The 17,219-nt window shown below is 73.9% G+C and carries 13 protein-coding genes; all 13 read right to left on the minus strand.

The features are described from left to right. Nucleotides 1-13: 13 nt before the first annotated feature. The 13 genes from cobC to CP983_RS33565 are packed head-to-tail and all read right to left on the minus strand — an operon-like array spanning nt 14 to nt 17,166. Nucleotides 14-1,075, minus strand: a complete 1,062-nt coding sequence (gene cobC, locus CP983_RS33505; protein ID WP_150503770.1) for an Rv2231c family histidinol phosphate aminotransferase CobC — start codon at nt 1,073-1,075, stop codon at nt 14-16. After that, the gene (locus CP983_RS33510; protein WP_107907267.1) at nt 1,065-1,997 is read right to left on the minus strand and encodes a sirohydrochlorin chelatase; all 933 of its coding nucleotides are present in this window, start codon (nt 1,995-1,997) and stop codon (nt 1,065-1,067) included. Before CP983_RS33510 ends, cobC begins: the two co-directional genes overlap by 11 nt. Then, nucleotides 1,994-2,584, minus strand: a complete 591-nt coding sequence (locus CP983_RS33515) for a precorrin-8X methylmutase (RefSeq protein WP_150503772.1) — start codon at nt 2,582-2,584, stop codon at nt 1,994-1,996. Before CP983_RS33515 ends, CP983_RS33510 begins: the two co-directional genes overlap by 4 nt. Beyond that, the gene (cobJ, locus tag CP983_RS33520) at nt 2,581-4,281 is read right to left on the minus strand and encodes a precorrin-3B C(17)-methyltransferase (protein WP_150503774.1); all 1,701 of its coding nucleotides are present in this window, start codon (nt 4,279-4,281) and stop codon (nt 2,581-2,583) included. Before cobJ ends, CP983_RS33515 begins: the two co-directional genes overlap by 4 nt. Further along, nucleotides 4,278-5,516 (minus strand): precorrin-6y C5,15-methyltransferase (decarboxylating) subunit CbiE, encoded by a 1,239-nt coding sequence (gene cbiE, locus CP983_RS33525; protein ID WP_150503776.1) that lies wholly within the window; start codon nt 5,514-5,516, stop codon nt 4,278-4,280. The genes cobJ and cbiE overlap by 4 nt, the downstream gene beginning before the upstream one ends. After that, on the minus strand, nt 5,513-6,331 hold the full coding sequence (gene cobM, locus CP983_RS33530) for a precorrin-4 C(11)-methyltransferase (RefSeq protein WP_125528611.1): 819 nt from the start codon (nt 6,329-6,331) through the stop codon (nt 5,513-5,515). The genes cbiE and cobM overlap by 4 nt, the downstream gene beginning before the upstream one ends. 53 nt (nt 6,332-6,384) lie before the next feature. Further along, nucleotides 6,385-7,116 carry a precorrin-2 C(20)-methyltransferase gene (gene cobI / locus CP983_RS33535; RefSeq protein WP_150503778.1) on the minus strand — a complete coding sequence of 244 codons (732 nt, stop codon included), beginning with the start codon at nt 7,114-7,116 and terminating at the stop codon, nt 6,385-6,387. Beyond that, on the minus strand, nt 7,113-8,459 hold the full coding sequence (locus tag CP983_RS33540) for a cobyrinic acid a,c-diamide synthase CobB (RefSeq protein ID WP_189749021.1): 1,347 nt from the start codon (nt 8,457-8,459) through the stop codon (nt 7,113-7,115). The genes cobI and CP983_RS33540 overlap by 4 nt, the downstream gene beginning before the upstream one ends. Then, complete coding sequence (gene cobO / locus CP983_RS33545; protein WP_125529964.1) at nt 8,459-9,058, minus strand: cob(I)yrinic acid a,c-diamide adenosyltransferase; 600 nt, start codon at nt 9,056-9,058, stop codon at nt 8,459-8,461. Before cobO ends, CP983_RS33540 begins: the two co-directional genes overlap by 1 nt. Beyond that, nucleotides 9,058-11,067 carry a putative cobaltochelatase gene (locus tag CP983_RS33550; protein ID WP_150503780.1) on the minus strand — a complete coding sequence of 670 codons (2,010 nt, stop codon included), beginning with the start codon at nt 11,065-11,067 and terminating at the stop codon, nt 9,058-9,060. Before CP983_RS33550 ends, cobO begins: the two co-directional genes overlap by 1 nt. Continuing rightward, on the minus strand, nt 11,064-14,720 hold the full coding sequence (cobN, locus tag CP983_RS33555; protein WP_150503782.1) for a cobaltochelatase subunit CobN: 3,657 nt from the start codon (nt 14,718-14,720) through the stop codon (nt 11,064-11,066). Before cobN ends, CP983_RS33550 begins: the two co-directional genes overlap by 4 nt. Then, nucleotides 14,717-16,228 carry a cobyric acid synthase gene (locus tag CP983_RS33560; RefSeq protein ID WP_093745542.1) on the minus strand — a complete coding sequence of 504 codons (1,512 nt, stop codon included), beginning with the start codon at nt 16,226-16,228 and terminating at the stop codon, nt 14,717-14,719. The genes cobN and CP983_RS33560 overlap by 4 nt, the downstream gene beginning before the upstream one ends. Beyond that, on the minus strand, nt 16,225-17,166 hold the full coding sequence (locus CP983_RS33565; protein WP_150503784.1) for a cobalamin biosynthesis protein: 942 nt from the start codon (nt 17,164-17,166) through the stop codon (nt 16,225-16,227). Before CP983_RS33565 ends, CP983_RS33560 begins: the two co-directional genes overlap by 4 nt. Nucleotides 17,167-17,219 lie beyond the last annotated feature (53 nt).

Raw genomic sequence — 17,219 nt, forward strand, 5'->3', positions numbered from 1 at the left:
ACGGCGCGCCGGCTCAGCGCGCCGTCGACGTCAGCGCACGCTCCAGCGCCCGCAGGAACCCGCTGACGGTCGCGCGGTCCCGTACCGCCAGGCGCAGCCACTCCTCGCCCAGCCCGGGGAAGGTGTCCCCGCGCCGGACCGCGTACCCGAGGTCGCGCAGCCGCCGGCGCACCACGGCCGCCCCCGGCAGCCGTACGAGCACGAAGGGCCCCTCGGCCGGTTCCACCACCCGCAGTCCCGCCGAAGCGAACCCGGCCAGTCCCGCGACGAGATGGGCCCGGTCGGCGGCGATGCGGTGGGCCGCGTGGGCCGCCTCCGCCAGCGCCTGCGAGGACACACAGGCCTCGGCGGCTGCCAGCGCCGGCGTGGAGACCGGCCACAGCGGCTGGGCGCGCTCCAGGTCGGCGACCGTCTCCGGGGCGGCCAGGACGTAGCCGATCCGCAGCCCGGCCAGCCCCCAGGTCTTGGTCAGGCTGCGCAGCACCACCAGACCCGGCACGTCCGTCCGCCCGGCGAGCGCCTCCCGCTCGCCCGGCACCGCGTCCATGAACGCCTCGTCCACCACCAGCGTCCGCCCGGGACGCGCCAGTTCGGCGACCGACCCGGCCGGGTGCAGGACCGACGTCGGGTTGGTCGGGTTGCCGATCACCACCAGGTCGGCGTCCTCCGGGACGGCCCGCGGATCGAGCCGGAAGCCGTCCTCCTCCCGCAGCAGCACCCGGTCGACGGTGTGCCCGGCGTCCCGCAGCGCCGCCTCCGGCTCCGTGAACTGCGGGTGCACGACGACCGGCCGACGCACCTTCAGGGCGCGGGCCAGGAGCACGAACGCCTCCGCCGCCCCCGCCGTCAGCAGCACCCGGTCAGTCGGCAGCCCGTGCCGCGCCGCGACCGCCGCCCGCGCGGCCCGCCCGTCCGGGTAGGCCGCGAGCGAGCCCAGCGACCCGGCGATGCGCTCGCGCAGCCACACGGGCGGCGTGTCCGCGCGGACGTTCACCGCGAGGTCGACCAGCGCCGAGCCGTCGTCGCGGACCTCGGCGTCGCCGTGGTGGCGCAGGTCGTGCGCCTCAGTGGGCATGCGAGTGGGCGCCGTGGTGGTGATGACCGTGCCCGTGGTGGTGGTCGTCGTCGTCCGGGTGGAAGTGCGGCTGCTGCGGCATGCCGACCTTGTCCTCGAAGCCGGGCAGCGCGATGCGGTACACGCACGAGTCGCAGTTCATCCGCAGGTCGCCCTTCACCGCCTCCTGATAGCGCTCCATCACCAGGTCCAGCAGCTCCGGCTCGGGTCCGATGACGTCCGCCGAGCGCACGTCGACCTCCGGGTGGGCCGCCGCCCAGCCCTCCGTCTGGTGGCGCACCCGGTCCGGCAGGATCCCGGTGAACAGGAAGTACGGCAGGACGACGATCTTCCGCGCACCCAGCTTCACGCACCGGTCGAGCCCGCTGGGCACGTCAGGCGCCGCCAGCGACACGAACGCCGTCTCCACACCCGCGTAACCGCGCCCCTCCCACAGCAGCCGCGCCGCCTTGTGCACCTCGGCGTTGGCGTCCGGGTCGGTCGAGCCGCGCCCCACCAGCAGCACGGTGACGTCGGCCCGGTCGCCGGGCGTGCGGCTGCCCTCGGCGCCGAGTGCCTCGTCCAGCCGCCGCTCCAGCACCGACAGCAGCGACGGGTGCGGGCCCAGCGGACGGCCGTAGGTGTACGAGATACCGGGGTGGCGCTCCTTCTCGCGGGCCAGCGCGGCCGGGATGTCGCCCTTGGCGTGCCCGGCGGACACCAGCATCAGCGGCACCGCGGCGAACCGCTGGACGCCGCGCTCGACCAGTTCGGCGACGGCCTCGCCCAGCGGCGGCGGGGACAGCTCGATGAAGCCGCCCGCGACGGGCAGTTCGGGGTGGCGGCGCCCCAGCTCCCGGACGAAGTCGCGGAACGCCTCGGCTCCGGCTTCGTCCCGGGTGCCATGACCGGCGATGAGCAGGGCGGGCGGCGGGGTGGTCACGATTTCTCCTCGGAGTGCGAAACGGGGTGGTACAGCAGGGCGTTGAGCGCGGCGGAGGCCACGGCCGAGCCGCCCTTCTCGGACACGTTGCTCACGGCGGGCAGCCCGCTCTCGCGCAACGCGGCCTTGGACTCGACCGCGCCGACGAAGCCGACGGGCAGGCCGATGACGAGCGCGGGGGAGACGTCCAGGGCCAGCAGCTCCTCCAGGGCGGTCGGCGCGTTGCCGATCACCCACAGCGCACCCGGACCGACCTGCTCGTGGGCGAGCCGGATCGCGTGCGCGGAACGCGTCAGCCCCGGACCGGCCACGGCGTCCCTGAGCCGGCAGACCGTCTCCCGGCGGGTGATCCCGGCGGCCACCATCTCGACGTCGGTGACCACGGGCGCCCCGGCGTGCAGCGCGGCATGCGCCTTTTCGAGGGAACTCTCGTCCATGACGAGATCGGACGCGTAGTCGAGGTCGGCGGCGGAGTGGACGACCCGCTCCACCACGGCCCGGGTCAGCGGCGGGAGGTGCGAGGTGTCCAGCCGGGCGCGCATCCGCCGGTAGGACTCCACCTCGATGGGATGGACGACTCGGTTCACCTCGGGCCCTCCTGCGATGCCTGCCAGCGGTAGCCGCGCGGCGTCACCATGCGCCCGGCGATGTCCCGGGTCGCGGTGTTGCCGACGGTCACGACCGTCATCATGTCGACCGTCGCCGGATCCAGGGAGCCCAGTGTCGTGAGCCGACTGGACTCGTCCGGCCGCGACGCGTTCCGTACGACCCCGACCGGCGTCTTGGGCGTCCGGTGCTCGGCGAGGATCGCCAGCGCCTTGGGCAGCTGCCAGTCGCGGCCCCGGGAACGGGGGTTGTAGAAGGTGACCACGATGTCCGCCTCGGCCGCCGCCCGCACCCGCCGCTCGATGACCTCCCACGGGGTGTGCAGGTCGGACAGGCTGATCGACACGTGGTCGTGGCCGAGCGGGGCGCCGAGGATCGCGGCGGCGGCGAGCGCGGCCGTCACCCCCGGTACGCCGATCACGTCGATGTCGTCGGACGCCTCCGCCAGCGCGGGGGAGGCCATGGCGTACACGCCCGCGTCGCCGCTGCCGATCAGCGTGACGGCCTGCCCCTTGCGGGCCTCCTCGACGGCCGTGCGCGCCCGCTCCTCCTCGGCGCCCAGTCCGGACTCCAGGATCCGGGTGCCGGGCCGCAGCAGGTCGCGGATCTGGTCGACGTACTGGTCCAGCCCGACCAGCACCGACGCCCGCCGCAGCTCCGCCTTCGCGCGCGGCGTCAGCAGGTCACGGGCACCGGGCCCGAGCCCGACGACCGAGAGCCTCCCGCGCCCCGGCCGCCGTACGACCGCACAGGTCGCCATCGCCGGGCGCCCGTCGGCACGCTCGGACTTCCGCTTCGGTACGAGGAGTTCACCGCCGCCGACGAGCGCGGCGGCCTCGGCGACCGACGGGGTGCCCACGGCGGCCAGTGGCGCGTCGGAGGGGTTGGGGACCTCCACCACGGCCAGCTCGTCCGCGGAGCGGGTGACCAGAGGGACGCCGAGACGCTCGGCGGCCTCGACGATGCCGGGCTCGTCCGCCTTGGCGTCGACGGTGGCGAGTTCGGCGAGGGACGCGGGGGACAGACCGGCGTCCCGCAGCGCGCTCTCGACCAGCCCGAGCACCTCGTCGACCGGCGCGCCCCTGGACGCCCCGACGCCGACGACGAGCGACGGCGGACGCAGCACGACCTCCCGCTCGCCGGGCTCCACCAGCCGGTCCGTCACCCGGATCGTGTAGGACCCCTCGGCGCCGGCCCGCAGCGGCGGCAGCGGCCAGGCCACCTCGGCCCGCAGCGCCACCGGCTCCCCGTCGAGCAGCGCCCGCGAGACCCCGGCGACATCGCCCTCGACGGGCAGCCATAGCGTGTCCAGACCGGGCACCCCCACGGCATCGGTCGCCGTCGTCACCACCGGCTCCGCACCCAGCAACTCACCCACCTCACGGGCGAGTTCGTTCGCGCCGCCGCCGTGCCCGCCGACCAGCGACACGGCGAACCGTCCGCCCTCGTCGACGCACACCACACCCGGGTCGGCCGTCTTGTCGCCCAGCAGCGGGGCGATCAGCCGTACGACCGCGCCGGTCGCCAGGAAACACACGAGCTGCTCGCACTCCGCGAACGCCCGCCGCACGGCGTCCCCGACGGGCCCGTCGTACACACGCACCCGGTCCGGCCATGCCGCGGCCAGCCGGTCGCGCGCCGCCGCCCCCGCCGCGGTGGCGGAAATGAGGCCGATCACTGAGCAACTCCCTCACGGTCCAGGGGCTTTCTGACACCCCACAACAGGAACACCGGATTCGTCGACGCGAGCCGCGTCACATCACCCGGCAGCGGCGCGAGCCGCGAGGAGTGCAGCAGCACCCCGTCGCAGTCGAACCCGGCGCAGGTCAGCGCCTCGCGGGCGGCCGGCACCCGGTCCAGCGCCGCCATCGCGACGACCACCGAGCGCCGGGCGCGCCGCGCGCACGCGGTGACGATGGCAGGCAGTTCGCGCCCCCCGCCGCCGATGAACACGGCGTCCGGATCCTCCAGATCGGACAGGACGGTGGACGCCGCCCCGTGCACGACATGGACGTCGACGCCGTGCGCGTCGGCGTTGGCGCGGATCCGCTCGATCCCGTCCCGGGTCTTCTCGACCGCGGTCACCGCGGCACCCAGCCGCGCGCACTCCACGGCCACCGAACCCGAGCCCGCGCCGACGTCCCACACCAGGTCGCCGAGCCGCGGCCCGAGGCGGGCCAGCGCCAGCGCCCGTACCTCGAACTTGGTGATCATCGAGTCGCGGTGGGCGAACTCGCCCTCGTCCAGCGCCCACGCGGTGGGCCCGGCGCCCGCCCCGGCGACCGTACGCAGCCCGCCGAGCGCCCGCGCCGGGTCCAGACACAGCACCACGCTCACGGACGTGCCCCAGTCACGGGCGGCGGCCTCGGCCGGCGTCACCCGCTCCACGCGCTCGTCCCCGGTGCCCAGCGCGGAGGCGACGACGAGCACCCGCGCGTCGGCCTTGCGGGCGAGCGCGGCGCCCAGTTCGGCGGGCCCGGAGCCCGGACCGGTCAGCACGGCCACCTTCGGACGGGCCCGGCACACGTTCACCGCCGTGCGCAGCTCCCGCCCGTGGGCGCTGACGACGACCGCGTCGTCCCAGGGCAGCCCGATCCGGGCGAACGCGGCGGCGACGGACGACACCCCGGGCCGTACCTGGAGCCGCTCCGGGCCGAACCGCTCCGCTAGCGCCCGCACGATCCCGAAGAACCCCGGGTCGCCGGAGGCCAGCACGACCACGCGCCGGTCCTTCTCCGCGTACTCCGCGATGGTGTCGAGAGCCGGAGCCAGCGCCCCGAGCACGACCCGCTCCACCTCCTCGCCCGGGCCGGCGGCGTCCAGGTGCCGCCGCCCGCCTACGACGAGTTCGGCCCCGGCGAGGACGTCCTCGGGCAGCGGCTCGCCCGTCCCCGTGCCGACGACGGTGATCACGTACCGGCTCCCCGCTCCCGCAGCGCCTTGCGCGCCTGCGGGTCGGCCTTGCGGTACCCGTGGAAGTGACCGGGGTGGTACAGGTGCGAGCGCGTGCCGTGGGCGTCGAGCGCCGGCCCGACCAGGAACAGGGTGTGCTTCCAGAGCTTGTGCTCCTTGACGGTCTCCTCCAGCGTCCCGATGGTGCACCGCACCACCAGTTCCTCCGGCCAGGTCGCCTGGTAGGCGACGACGACCGGTGTGGACGTCGGATACCCGCCCTCCAGCAGTTCCCGCACGAGCTGCCCGCTGCGGGCGGCGGACAGGAAGATCGCCATCGTCGTGCCGTGCTTGGCGAACTCCCGCACCTCCTCGCCCGGCGGCATCGGAGTCTTGCCGCCACCGAGCCGGGTCAGCACCACGGACTGGGCGACCTCGGGGATCGTCAGTTCCCGCTGGGCGAGCGCGGCCACGGCGGAGAAGGCGGAGACGCCGGGGACGACCTCGGTGGCGATGCCGATCGAGGCGCACCGGTCGAGCTGCTCCTGCGTGCCGCCCCACAGCGCCGGGTCGCCCGAGTGGATACGGGCGACCTTGAGGCACTCGGCCCACGCCCGCTCGTACACGCCGACGACGTCCTCCAGGGACATGGTCGCCGAGTCGAGGATCTCGGCACCCTCCCGCGCGTGCTGGAGGACCTCCGCCTGCACCAGGCTGGCCGCCCAGATCACGACGTCGGCCTCGGCGATGGCGCGCGCGGCACGGAACGTCAGCAGATCGGCGGCGCCGGGGCCGGCACCGACGAAGGTCACTTTGCCGCTGGGGGCATCGGCCATGGGGATCGGTCCTCTCCTACAGGTACAGGGGTCGGTGGGCGCGGGGGCGGGCGTCAGAGCTTGCCGCCCCGGCCGCCGTCGCGCCGGGCGGGTGCGATCAGGGTCGAGAGGTAGGGCAGCGGGGTGTCGTCGAGGTCGGCGGCCGGCCGGATCGACTCCTCCGCGAGGCCCAGCGCCGACCCCCACACCGCGTCGTCGATCCGCCCGGTCTCCCGCAGCGCCTCGGCGACCTCGGCCGCCTGCCGCCCGAACTTGTAGGCGACGACGGTGCCGGGCCCGGCGAGCGCGTCCTTCAGCACGGCCGAACCGGCGGTGACGGGCACCAGCGTGAGCGGCTCCGTCCCCTCGGTGAGGACCGCTCCGGAGCGCGCGGCGAGGTCCTGCATGGCGGTGATGCCGGGCACGGTCTCCACGACGGTGCCGGGGACCAGCTCGCCGATGGTCTGGGCGAGATACGTGAACGTGGAGTACACGTTGGGGTCACCGATGGTGGCGAAGGCGACGGCGCCGTGCTCCGCCAGCAGCCCGGCGACCCGCTCGCCCGCGGCGTCCCAGGCGGCCTCGCGCCGCGCCCGGTCGGTGCGCTCGTTCAGCGCGAACACGACCCGTACGACCTTCTCCTCGGGCACGTAGTGCAGCACGGTCGCCTCGGCCCGCCCCCGCTCCCCGCTGTCCATGACGGGTACGACGACGACGTCGGCGGCGCGCAGCGCGTTGACGCCCTTCACGGTCACCAGCTCCGGATCGCCGGGACCGACCCCGACTCCGATCAACCTGCTGCTCATGACGTCCGGCACCTCTCCACGAACCGACGGGCGACACCGGGCTCGGCGGCCCAGTGCGTGTGCAGATAACTCGCGTGCACGCCCTGCTGTACGAAACCTTCGACCCGGCGCTGAGGGGACCTGACTCCCCAGGCGGGCGCCGTCCCCGAGCCGGGCTCGACGACGGTCCGATGAAACTCGTGCGCCCGCATCCGCGTCCCGGCGACGGCGAGCGAGCTGTCGCCGACGGCCACGGCGTCCCGGTACCCGAGGGTGAGCCGCTCGCTCATCCGGGCGCTCGCGTCGAGCACCCCGCACATGGGCAGCCCGTCCAGTTCGCGGCACAGATACAGCAGCCCCGCACACTCGGCGGCCACCGGAGCGCCGCTCTGCGCGAGTGCGGCGACGGCCTTGCGCAGCGGCTCGTTGGCGGACAGCTCGGCCGCGTACACCTCGGGGAACCCGCCCCCGATCACCAACCCGGCCGTCCCGTCCGGCAGTTGCTCGTCCCGCAACGGATCGAAGGCAACGACGTCCGCACCGGCGGCGCCGAGCAACTCGGCATGCTCGGCGTAGGAGAACGTGAAGGCGGGGCCGCCGGCGAGGGCGACCACCTCACGCTTCTCCGTCGTGGTGAGCTGGGGTTCCCATGCCTCGCACGACAACGCACCCGCGCTCCGCGCCAACGCCAGCAACCCGTCCAGGTCACACCCCTGCTCGACCCGCGCCCCCATCGCCGCCACCGCGTCCACCGCCTCGGCGCGCCGTTCCGCGACCGGCACCAGCCCCAGATGCCGCGAAGGCGTGTCCACCTGGACGGCCCGGCGCAGCATCCCGAGGACCGGTACCCCCGCCGAGTCCAGGGCGTCCCGCAGCAGTTCCTCGTGCCGGTCCGAGGCGACCTTGTTCAGGATCACGCCCCCGACCCGCACCTGCGGATCCCAGGACGCGAACCCGTGCACCAGCGCCGCCACGGACCGCGACTGCGACGAGGCGTCCACGACGAGCACGACCGGCGCCCGCAGCAGCTTCGCCACATGGGCCGTGGACGCCAGCTCGCCCTCCCCGGCGGCCCCGTCGTACAGCCCCATCACACCCTCGACGACGGCGATGTCACACCCGCGCGACCCGTGCAGGAACAACGGCCCGACCAGCTCCGGCCCGCACAGATACGGGTCGAGATTCCGCCCCACCCGCCCGCTCGCGAGCGTGTGGTACCCGGGGTCGATGTAGTCCGGTCCGACCTTGTGCGGGGACACGGCGAGCCCCCGCGCGGCGAACGCGGCCATCAACCCCGTGGCGACGGTGGTCTTGCCGCTGCCGGAGGACGGCGCGGCGATGACCAGCCGAGGGACGGAAGGCATCACCACTCGATGCCTCTCTGGCCCTTCTGGCCCGCGTCCATCGGGTGCTTGACCTTGGACATGTCGGTCACCAGATCGGCGAACCCGACCAGCTTCTCCGGCGCGTTCCGCCCGGTGATCACGACATGCTGGGTCCCCGGCCGGTCGCGCAGCACGTCGACGACCTCGTCGGTGTCGATCCAGCCCCAGTGCATCGGGTACGCGAACTCGTCGAGCACGTACAGCTTGTACGTCTCGGCGGCGAGGTCCCGCTTGACCTGCTCCCAGCCCTCCCGGGCCTTCTCCTCGTTGTCCATCTGGGCGTCCCGCTGGACCCAGGACCACCCCTCGCCCATCTTGTGCCAGTCGACGGAGCCGCCCTCGCCGGAGGCGCCGAGCACCCGCAGCGCGTTCTCCTCGCCGACCTTCCACTTCGCGGACTTGACGAACTGGAACACCCCGATGGGCCACCCCTGGTTCCAGGCGCGCAGCGCGAGCCCGAACGCGGCGGTCGACTTGCCCTTCCCGATGCCGGTGTGCACCACCACCAGCGGCCGATTACGCCGCTGACGTGTCGTCAGACCATCGTCCGGCACCACACTCGGCTGCCCCTGCGGCATTACGCGGCCCTCCTCTTCGACCCACCCTGAACATCCCTGACCAGCCCCGCGATCGAGTCCGCCCGCAACTCGTCCAGCGTCACCGCCGTACCGCCCAGCTCACCCGCGAGCTGCCCCGCGAGCCCCAGCCGCACCGGCCCCGACTCGCAGTCCACGACCACGGAGGCGACCTCGTCGGCCGCGAACAGCCGGGCAGCCCGCCCCGCGAGCGCCACCGGCTCCGGGCCACCCGTGGCCCGCCCGTCGGTCACCAGGACCACCAGCGCCCGCCGGGCGGGATCGCGCAGCCGCTCGACCCGCAGCACCTCGTGCGCCTTCAGCAGCCCGGCCGCGAGCGGGGTCCGCCCACCGGTCGGCAGGGACTCCAGCCGGGCCGCCGCGGCGTCCACGGACGACGTCGGCGGCAGCGCCACATCGGCGGCCGACCCCCGGAACGTCACCAGGCCCACCTTGTCCCGCCGCTGATACGCGTCCAGCAGCAGCGACAGCACCGCCCCCTTCACCGCGCCCATCCGCTGCCGCGCGGCCATCGAACCGGAGGCGTCCACCACGAACAGCACGAGGTTCCCCTCGCGCCCCTCCCGCACGGCCTGCCGCAGATCGTCCCGGCGCACCACGAGGCCGCGCCCCGACCGTCCCCGGGCCCGCTGATGCGGCGCCGCCGCCTGCACGGTGGCCGCCAGGTGCAGCTTCGTCAGCGTCCCGCGGGGCCGTCGGGCCCCCGTGGTCCGCCCGTGCTCGGTCCGCGCCCGCGAACGCCGCCCGGCGGCACCGCCCTCACCGACACCCGGCACGCTCAGCGCCTTCGCCCGGAACGGCTCGGAAGCCCGTACGGGAGTCTGCTCCCCGGCCCCGGAGCCCTGCGGCTCCCCGTCCTCACCGGCCTCGGGACGCGCGGCCGTGTCGCCCCCTTGCGGGCCGTCGTCGGACTGCGGCGGCTGCCCGCCGCCCCCGCCGGGACCGTCCGGCCCGGGATCCGGGTCCTCGTCCTCGGAGCCCCCGAACTCCTCCAGGGTCTCGTCGAGCTTGTCCTCGTCCAGACCGGGCGCGTCGAAGGGGTTGCGGCGCCTGCGGTGCGGCAGCGCCAGCAGCGCCGCCTGCCGCACATCCTCGGCGAGCACATCGGTCCGTCTGGCCCAGGCGGCCAGAGCGGTCGCGGTGCGGGCCATCACGATGTCGGCCCGCATGCCGTCCACCTCGAAAGCGGCACAGGTCGCCGCGATCTGCCTGAGCGCCCCGTCACCCAGCCGCACCGACGGCAGCAACTCCCGTGCGGCGACGATCCGTCGACGTACGGCACGCTCCTCGTCGGCCCACCGGGCGGCGAAGGCACCCGGGTCGTCGTCGTACGCGAGCCGCCGTCGTACGACCTCCACCCGCTGGTCGGGCTCCCGCGAGGCGGCGACCTCGACGGTCAGTCCGAACCGGTCGAGCAACTGCGGCCGCAGCTCGCCCTCCTCGGGGTTCATGGTCCCGACGAGAAGGAAACGGGCGGCGTGCCGGACCGAGACACCCTCGCGTTCGACGTACGACGCACCCATCGCCGCCGCGTCAAGGAGCAGGTCGACCAGGTGGTCGTGGAGGAGGTTGACCTCGTCGACGTACAGGATCCCGCGGTGGGCGTCGGCGAGGAGGCCCGGCTCGAACGCCTTCACGCCCTCGGCGAGCGCACGCTCGATGTCCAGCGCGCCGACCAGCCGGTCCTCGGAGGCACCGACGGGCAGTTCGACCATGCGGGCGGGGCGTCGCGTGCCGGCGCCCGTCTCCTCGTGCGGTCCGTCCGGGCACGCGGGGTCCGGGGCGCCCGGGTCGCAGGAGAAACGGCAGCCGGGGACGACCGGGACCTCGGGCATCAGCGCCGACAGCGCCCGTACCGCCGTCGACTTGGCGGTGCCCTTCTCGCCGCGCACCAGCACACCGCCGACCGCCGGCGACACGGCGTTCAGCAGCAGCGCGAGCCGCAGGTCGTCCTGGCCGACAACGGCCGTAAAGGGGAAGGGGGTGGTCACTTCTCGTCGCCCTCCAAGTCGCCTTCCAGCTCCAGGTACGTGGCGCGCAGCCGCTCCAGCGTGTCGGCGTCCGGCTCGGCCCACAGCCCGCGGTCCGCGGCCTCCAGGAGCCGTTCGGTGATGCCGCGCAGCGCCCAGGGGTTGGACTTCTTCATGAAGTCCCGGTTCTCGGCGTCGAAGACGTACTCCGCGCTGAGCTTCTCGTACATCCAGTCGTCGACCACGCCCGCGGTGGCGTCGTAGCCGAACAGGTAGTCCACGGTCGCCGCCATCTCGAAGGCGCCCTTGTAGCCGTGCCGGCGCATGGCCGCCATCCAGCGCGGGTTGACCACGCGGGCGCGGAAGACGCGGTGGGTCTCCTCGCCGAGGGTGCGCGTCTTCACCTGGTCGGGGGTGGCGCTGTCGCCGACGTACGCCTCGGGGTTGGCGCCCGTCAGGTGCCGCACCATGGCGACCATGCCGCCGTGGTACTGGAAGTAGTCGTCGGCGTCGACGAGGTCGTGCTCGCGGGTGTCGACGTTCTTCGCGGCCACGTTGATCCGCTTGAACGCGGTCTCCATGTCGCCGCGCGCCGCCCGGCCGTCGAGCCCGCGCCCATAGGCGTAGCCGCCCCAGACGGCGTACACCTCGGCGAGGTCGGCGTCCGAGCGCCAGTTGCGGGCGTCGATCAGCGGCAGCAGACCGGCGCCGTACGCGCCCGGCTTGGAGCCGAAGATACGGGCCGTCGCCCTGCGCCGGTCACCGTGCTCGGCGGTGTCCTCGTCGGCGTGCGCCTTCACGAAGTTCCGGTCGGCGGGCTCGTCCAGTTCGGCGACCTTGCGCACGGCGTCGTCGATCAGGCCGACGACGTGCGGGAACGCGTCCCGGAAGAACCCGGAGATACGGACGGTGACGTCGATGCGAGGCCGCCCGAGCTCCTCAAGGCCGATGATCTCGAACCCGGTCACCCGGCGCGAGGCGTCGTCCCACACCGGGCGGCAGCCCAGCAGCGCGAGGATCTCGGCGATGTCGTCGCCCTGGGTGCGCATGGCCGAGGTGCCCCAGACCGTCAGGCCGACGGACTTCGGGTACTCACCCGTGTCCTGGAGGTACCGCTGCACCAGCGAGTCGGCGAGCGACTGCCCGACCTCCCAGCTCAGCCTGGACGGAATGGCCTTGGGGTCGACGGAGTAGAAGTTCCGGCCCGTCGGCAGGACGTTGACCAGACCGCGCGTCGGCGAACCGGACGGGCCCGCCGGGACGTAACCGCCGTCGAGCGCCTTGAGGATGTGGCCGATCTCGTCCGTGGTCCGGGCGAGACGCGGCACGACCTCGTCGCAGGCGAACTTCAGCACGGCTACGGCTTCGGGGAGTTCGGCGCCGAGGACGTCACGGACGAGGCCGGGGGCCTCGGACACCGTCCAGCCGTTGGATTCCATCCCCTCCGCGACCCGCCGACACAGCTGCTCCAGCAGGTCGATGGCGTCGGCGGCCGTGCGGGAGGGGCCCTCGACGAGGTCGCTCAGCTCGACCGGGACCTTCACCGGAGCACCCGGCTCGGCGAGCAGCTCCTTCTCCACCAGGCCGAAGTGCTCGGCCAGTGAGGCCCGCAGGCCCGGCAGCGCGTTCGCCTGTCCGCCCCACACCTGCGAGGCACGCAGCACCGCGAGGACCAGGTTCACGCGCGGCTCGCCGACCGGGCCGCCGCCCAGGATGTGCAGGCCGTCGCGGATCTGCACGTCCTTGATCTCGCACAGATAGCCGTCGATGTGCATGACGAACTCGTCGAAGTCACCGTCGTCCGGCTGCTCGTCCACGTGGAGGTCGTGGTGCAGCTCCGCCGCCTTGACCAGCGTCCAGATCTGGGCCCTGACGGCCGGCGCCTTCGTCGGGTCCAGGTCCGAGACGAGCGCGTACTCGTCGAGGAGCTGCTCCAGCTTTGCCAGGTCGCCGTAGGTGTCCGCGCGGGCCATCGGCGGCACCAGGTGGTCGACGACCGTGGCGTGACCGCGGCGCTTGGCCTGCGTGCCCTCGCCGGGGTCGTTGACGATGAACGGGTAGATCAGCGGCAGATCACCGAGGACGGCGTCCGGGGCGCAGCCGCCGCTCAGCCCGAGCCCCTTGCCCGGCAGCCACTCCATCGTGCCGTGCTTGCCCATGTGCACGATCGCGTCGGCGCCGAACGAGTTCTCCAGCCACCGGTAGGCGGCCATGTAGTGGTGCGACGGCGGCATGTCCGGGTCGTGGTAGATCGCGATCGGGTTCTCGCCGAAGCCACGCGGCGGCTGGATCATCACGACGACGTTCCCGAACTGGAGGGAGGCCAGCACGATGTCGTCCCCGTCGACGTAGAGAGCGCCCGGCGGCTCGCCCCACGCCTCGGTCATGGCGTCCTTGAGTTCCGCATCGAGCTTGTCGAACCAGGCCTGGTAGTCGGCCAGCGGCACGCGCGCGGGCGCCGACGCCAGCTGGTCCTCGGTCAGCCACTCGACGTCGTGCCCGCCCGCCTCGATGAGCCGGTGGATCAACTCGTCGCCGTTGTCCGGGTACTCGGTCACCCCGTACCCGGCCTGCCTGAGCGCGTCCAGCACCCGCACCGCGGAGGCGGGGGTGTCCAGGCCGACCGCGTTGCCGACGCGCGAGTGCTTGGTCGGGTAGGCGGTGAAGACGAGCGCGAGCTTCTTGTCGGCGTTCGGCTTGTGCCGCAGCCGGGCGTGCCGTACGGCGATCCCGGCGACGCGTCCGGCCCGCTCCGGGTCGGCCACGTACACGGGCACGTCGTCCGGGCCCTGCTCCTTGAAGGAGAACGGGACGGTGATCAGCCGGCCGTCGAACTCCGGGATCGCGACCTGCATCGCCGCGTCCATCGGGGAAAGGGCGGCGTCGGACTCGTCCCAGGCGCTCCTGGACGACGTCAGGCACAGCCCCTGCAGGACGGGGACGTTCAGCTCGGCCAGCCTGCCGATGTCCCAGGCCTCCTCGTCGCCGCCCGCCGAGGCCTGCGAGGCGTGCGTGCCGCCGGCGGCCAGGACGGTGGCGACCAGGGCGTCGGCCTGACCGAGGATCTCGTACAGCTCCGGGTCCGCGCCGCGCAGCGAACCGCAGTACACCGGCAGCGCGTTGGCGCCCCGCGCCTCGATCGCGTCGCACAGGGTGTCCACGAACGCGGTGTTGCCGCTGAGCTCATGGGCCCGGTAGAAGAGCACCCCGACGGTCGGGCGGCCGCTCTCCAGGGGCCGGGCGCCGTGGACGCCGTACTCCGGCATCTTCTGCGGCTCGACGAACCCCTCGCCCGTCAGCAGCACGGTGTCGGAGAGGAACCGGGCGAGCTCGGTGAGGTTGGCGGGGCCGCCCTCGACGAGGTACTTCAGCGCCTCGGCGACCACACCGGCCGGGACGGACGACTCCGCCATCAGCTCCGCGTCCGGCACGGCCTCGCCGCCCAGCAGCACGGTCGGCACACCCGACGCCTTCAGCTTCGCGAGCCCGTCCTCCCAGGCCCGCTTGCCGCCCAGCAGCCGGACGACGGCGAGGTCCGCGCCGTCGAGCAGCGCGGGCAGCTCGGTCTCGACGTCCACGCGCGTCGGGTTGCCGATCCGGTAGTCGGCACCGGAGGCGGCGCGGGCCGCCAGCAGATCCGTGTCGGCGGTCGACAACAACAACACTGTGCTCATGCGGGCGCTCCCGGTGGAATGAAAGGCAGTCCTTGCGGCGCGCCGGACTCGATGAGCCGCCACAGCGCGTCCGTGTCCGCGTGCTGTTCGATGAGATCGCCGAGCCGGTCGAGCTGCTCCTCGCGCAGCGCGGCGAACGAGGTGTCGGGCGCCGGCACGAACCGGCGGCCCGCGGCGGCCGCCACCTCGCGCAGGAACGCCCGCCTGAAGCCGTCCGACTCCAGCGAGCCGTGCCAGTGCGTGCCCCAGGTCCGGCCGACCCGGCAGCCGTCCAAGAAGGGTTCTCCCCCTGTCACTTCGGCGACCCCGTGGTGGATCTCGTACCCCTCGACCGGCTCCCCGAGGGCCTCGCCGACGGGCCGGGTCAGGGTCTTCTCCCGGGCGAACCGCACCCGGACGGGCAGCACCCCGAGCCCCTCGACCTGTCCGCGCCGGCTCTCCACGTCGTCCTCGATGTGCTCGCCGAGGAGCTGGAAGCCGCCGCAGATGCCGAGGATCGGCCGCCCCTCGGCGGCCCTGCGGACCAGGGCCCGCGCGAGGCCGCGCTCCCGCAGCCACTCCAGGGCACGGACGGTGCCCCGGGTGCCGGGGACCACCACCAGGTCCGCGTCGGCCAGTTCCTCGGGCCGGTCCACGAACCGCACGACGACGCCGGGCTCGGCGGCGAGGGCGTCCACGTCGGTGAAGTTGGACATCAGCGGCACGGCACACACGGCGACGCGCAGCACGTCCTCACCGACGGGGGAGGAGACCTCCGACTCCCGTACGGCGCCCCGCAGGGAGATCCGCAGCCCGTCCTCCTCGTCGATGCCGAGGCCGTGCCGGAAGGGCAGGACGCCGTACGTCCGCCGCCCGGTGAGGTCGTGCAGCATGTCGAGGCCGGGTTCGAGGAGCGAGACGTCGCCGCGGAACTTGTTGACCAGGAACCCGGCGATCAGCTCCTGGTCCTCCCGGGACAGCAGCGCGACGGTCCCGAAGAAGGAGGCGAAGACGCCGCCGCGGTCGATGTCGCCGACGACGAGCACCGGCAGCCCGGCATTGCGGGCGATGCCCATGTTGACGATGTCGGTCCGCCGCAGATTGATCTCGGCCGGAGAGCCGGCCCCCTCACAGATCACCGCGTCATACGTGCCCCGCAACTCGGCGAGGCACTCCAGCACCGTCCCCAGCAACTGCTGCTGCCGCCCGCCGTGGTACCCGCGTGCACTCAGCTCGCCCACCGGCTTGCCCAGCAGCACGACCTGACTGCTCTGCTCGCCGCCGGGCTTCAGCAGCACGGGGTTCATCAGCGCGGTCGGCTCGACCCGGCACGCCTGGGCCTGCATGGCCTGCGCCCGCCCGATCTCGGCGCCCTCGCGCGTCACGAACGAGTTCAGGGACATGTTCTGCGCCTTGAACGGCGCGACCTTCACCCCCTGCCGCACCAGCCACCGGCAGATCCCGGCGGTGACGACGCTCTTGCCCGCGTCGGAGGTGGTGCCGGCGACAAGAAGGCCACCGCCCGTCATGAGGTACGCCCCTTCGCGATACGGCGCGCGGCGACACACACGCCGAGCGCCAGCCAACTCACACGCTTCGACAGCCGTACGGCCCGCTCGACGTCGTGGACGCCCACGGCCCGTCCGTTCCCGTTCAGTACGGGACGGTGCTCGACCCGGCCGCCGTAGGAGAGGGTCCCGCCCAGCCGCACCCCGAGGGCGCCCGCGAACGAGGTCTCGACGGGCCCGGCGTTGGGGCTCGGATGCGCGGCGGCATCGGCACGCCAGGCCCGCACCGCACCCAGGGGATCGTCGCCGGCGAGGGTGGCGAGTACGGCCGTCAGCCGTGCCCCCGGCCAGCCGGCCACGTCGTCGAGGCGGGCCGAAGCCCAGCCGTAGCGCAGGTACTTGGGCGACCTGTGCCCGACCATCGCGTCGAGCGTGTTCACGGCCCGGAAGCCGAGCAGTCCGGGCACCCCGCCGACGGCCCCCCACACCAGGGCGCCCACGACCGCGTCGGAGGTGTTCTCGGCGACGGACTCCACGACCGCCCGCGCGATCCCGTCCGCGTCCAGCGCCTGCGGATCCCGTCCGCACAGATGCGGCAGCCGCGCCCGGGCCGCCTCGACGTCCCCCGCCTCCAGGGCCCGCCCGATGGCACGGGCCTCCCGGGCGAGCGAGGTGCCCCCGACGACCGCCCAAGTGGCGGCGCCGGTCAGCGCGAGGGAGGCGGCCGGAGAGGTACGGACGACACGGGCGGCGACGGCACCCAGGGCCACGGCGCCACCGGCGCACACGGCGGTGTGCAGGGCGCCGCGTGCGCGGTCGTCGCGCCACAACACCCGTTCCACGGCGGCCGCGGCCCGTCCGAACGCGGCGACCGGATGCCCCCGGCGGGGATCGCCGAGCAGCAGGTCACCGAGGAGCCCGGCGGCGGCGCCGTACGCGAAGACGCGATCGGCTCGCATCGGGGTCAGCCGACCGTAGGGCCGGACGAGGGTCTGCTACTGCATGTCGATCG

The organism is Streptomyces chartreusis, assembly GCF_008704715.1.
In the GTDB taxonomy this organism is placed as follows: Bacteria; Actinomycetota; Actinomycetes; order Streptomycetales; family Streptomycetaceae; genus Streptomyces; species Streptomyces chartreusis.

Excerpts from the sequence above, each read along its gene's own strand:
- cobO (WP_125529964.1), bottom strand. The coding sequence starts at position 9,058 with ATGCCGCAGGGGCAGCCGAGTGTGGTGCCGGACGATGGTCTGACGACA.
- CP983_RS33565 (WP_150503784.1), bottom strand. The coding sequence starts at position 17,166 with ATGCGAGCCGATCGCGTCTTCGCGTACGGCGCCGCCGCCGGGCTCCTC.
- cobM (WP_125528611.1), bottom strand. The coding sequence starts at position 6,331 with ATGGCCGATGCCCCCAGCGGCAAAGTGACCTTCGTCGGTGCCGGCCCC.
- cobN (WP_150503782.1), bottom strand. The coding sequence starts at position 14,720 with ATGAGCACAGTGTTGTTGTTGTCGACCGCCGACACGGATCTGCTGGCG.
- CP983_RS33540 (WP_189749021.1), bottom strand. The coding sequence starts at position 8,459 with ATGCCTTCCGTCCCTCGGCTGGTCATCGCCGCGCCGTCCTCCGGCAGC.
- cobC (WP_150503770.1), bottom strand. The coding sequence starts at position 1,075 with ATGCCCACTGAGGCGCACGACCTGCGCCACCACGGCGACGCCGAGGTC.
- cobI (WP_150503778.1), bottom strand. The coding sequence starts at position 7,116 with ATGAGCAGCAGGTTGATCGGAGTCGGGGTCGGTCCCGGCGATCCGGAG.
- CP983_RS33560 (WP_093745542.1), bottom strand. The coding sequence starts at position 16,228 with ATGACGGGCGGTGGCCTTCTTGTCGCCGGCACCACCTCCGACGCGGGC.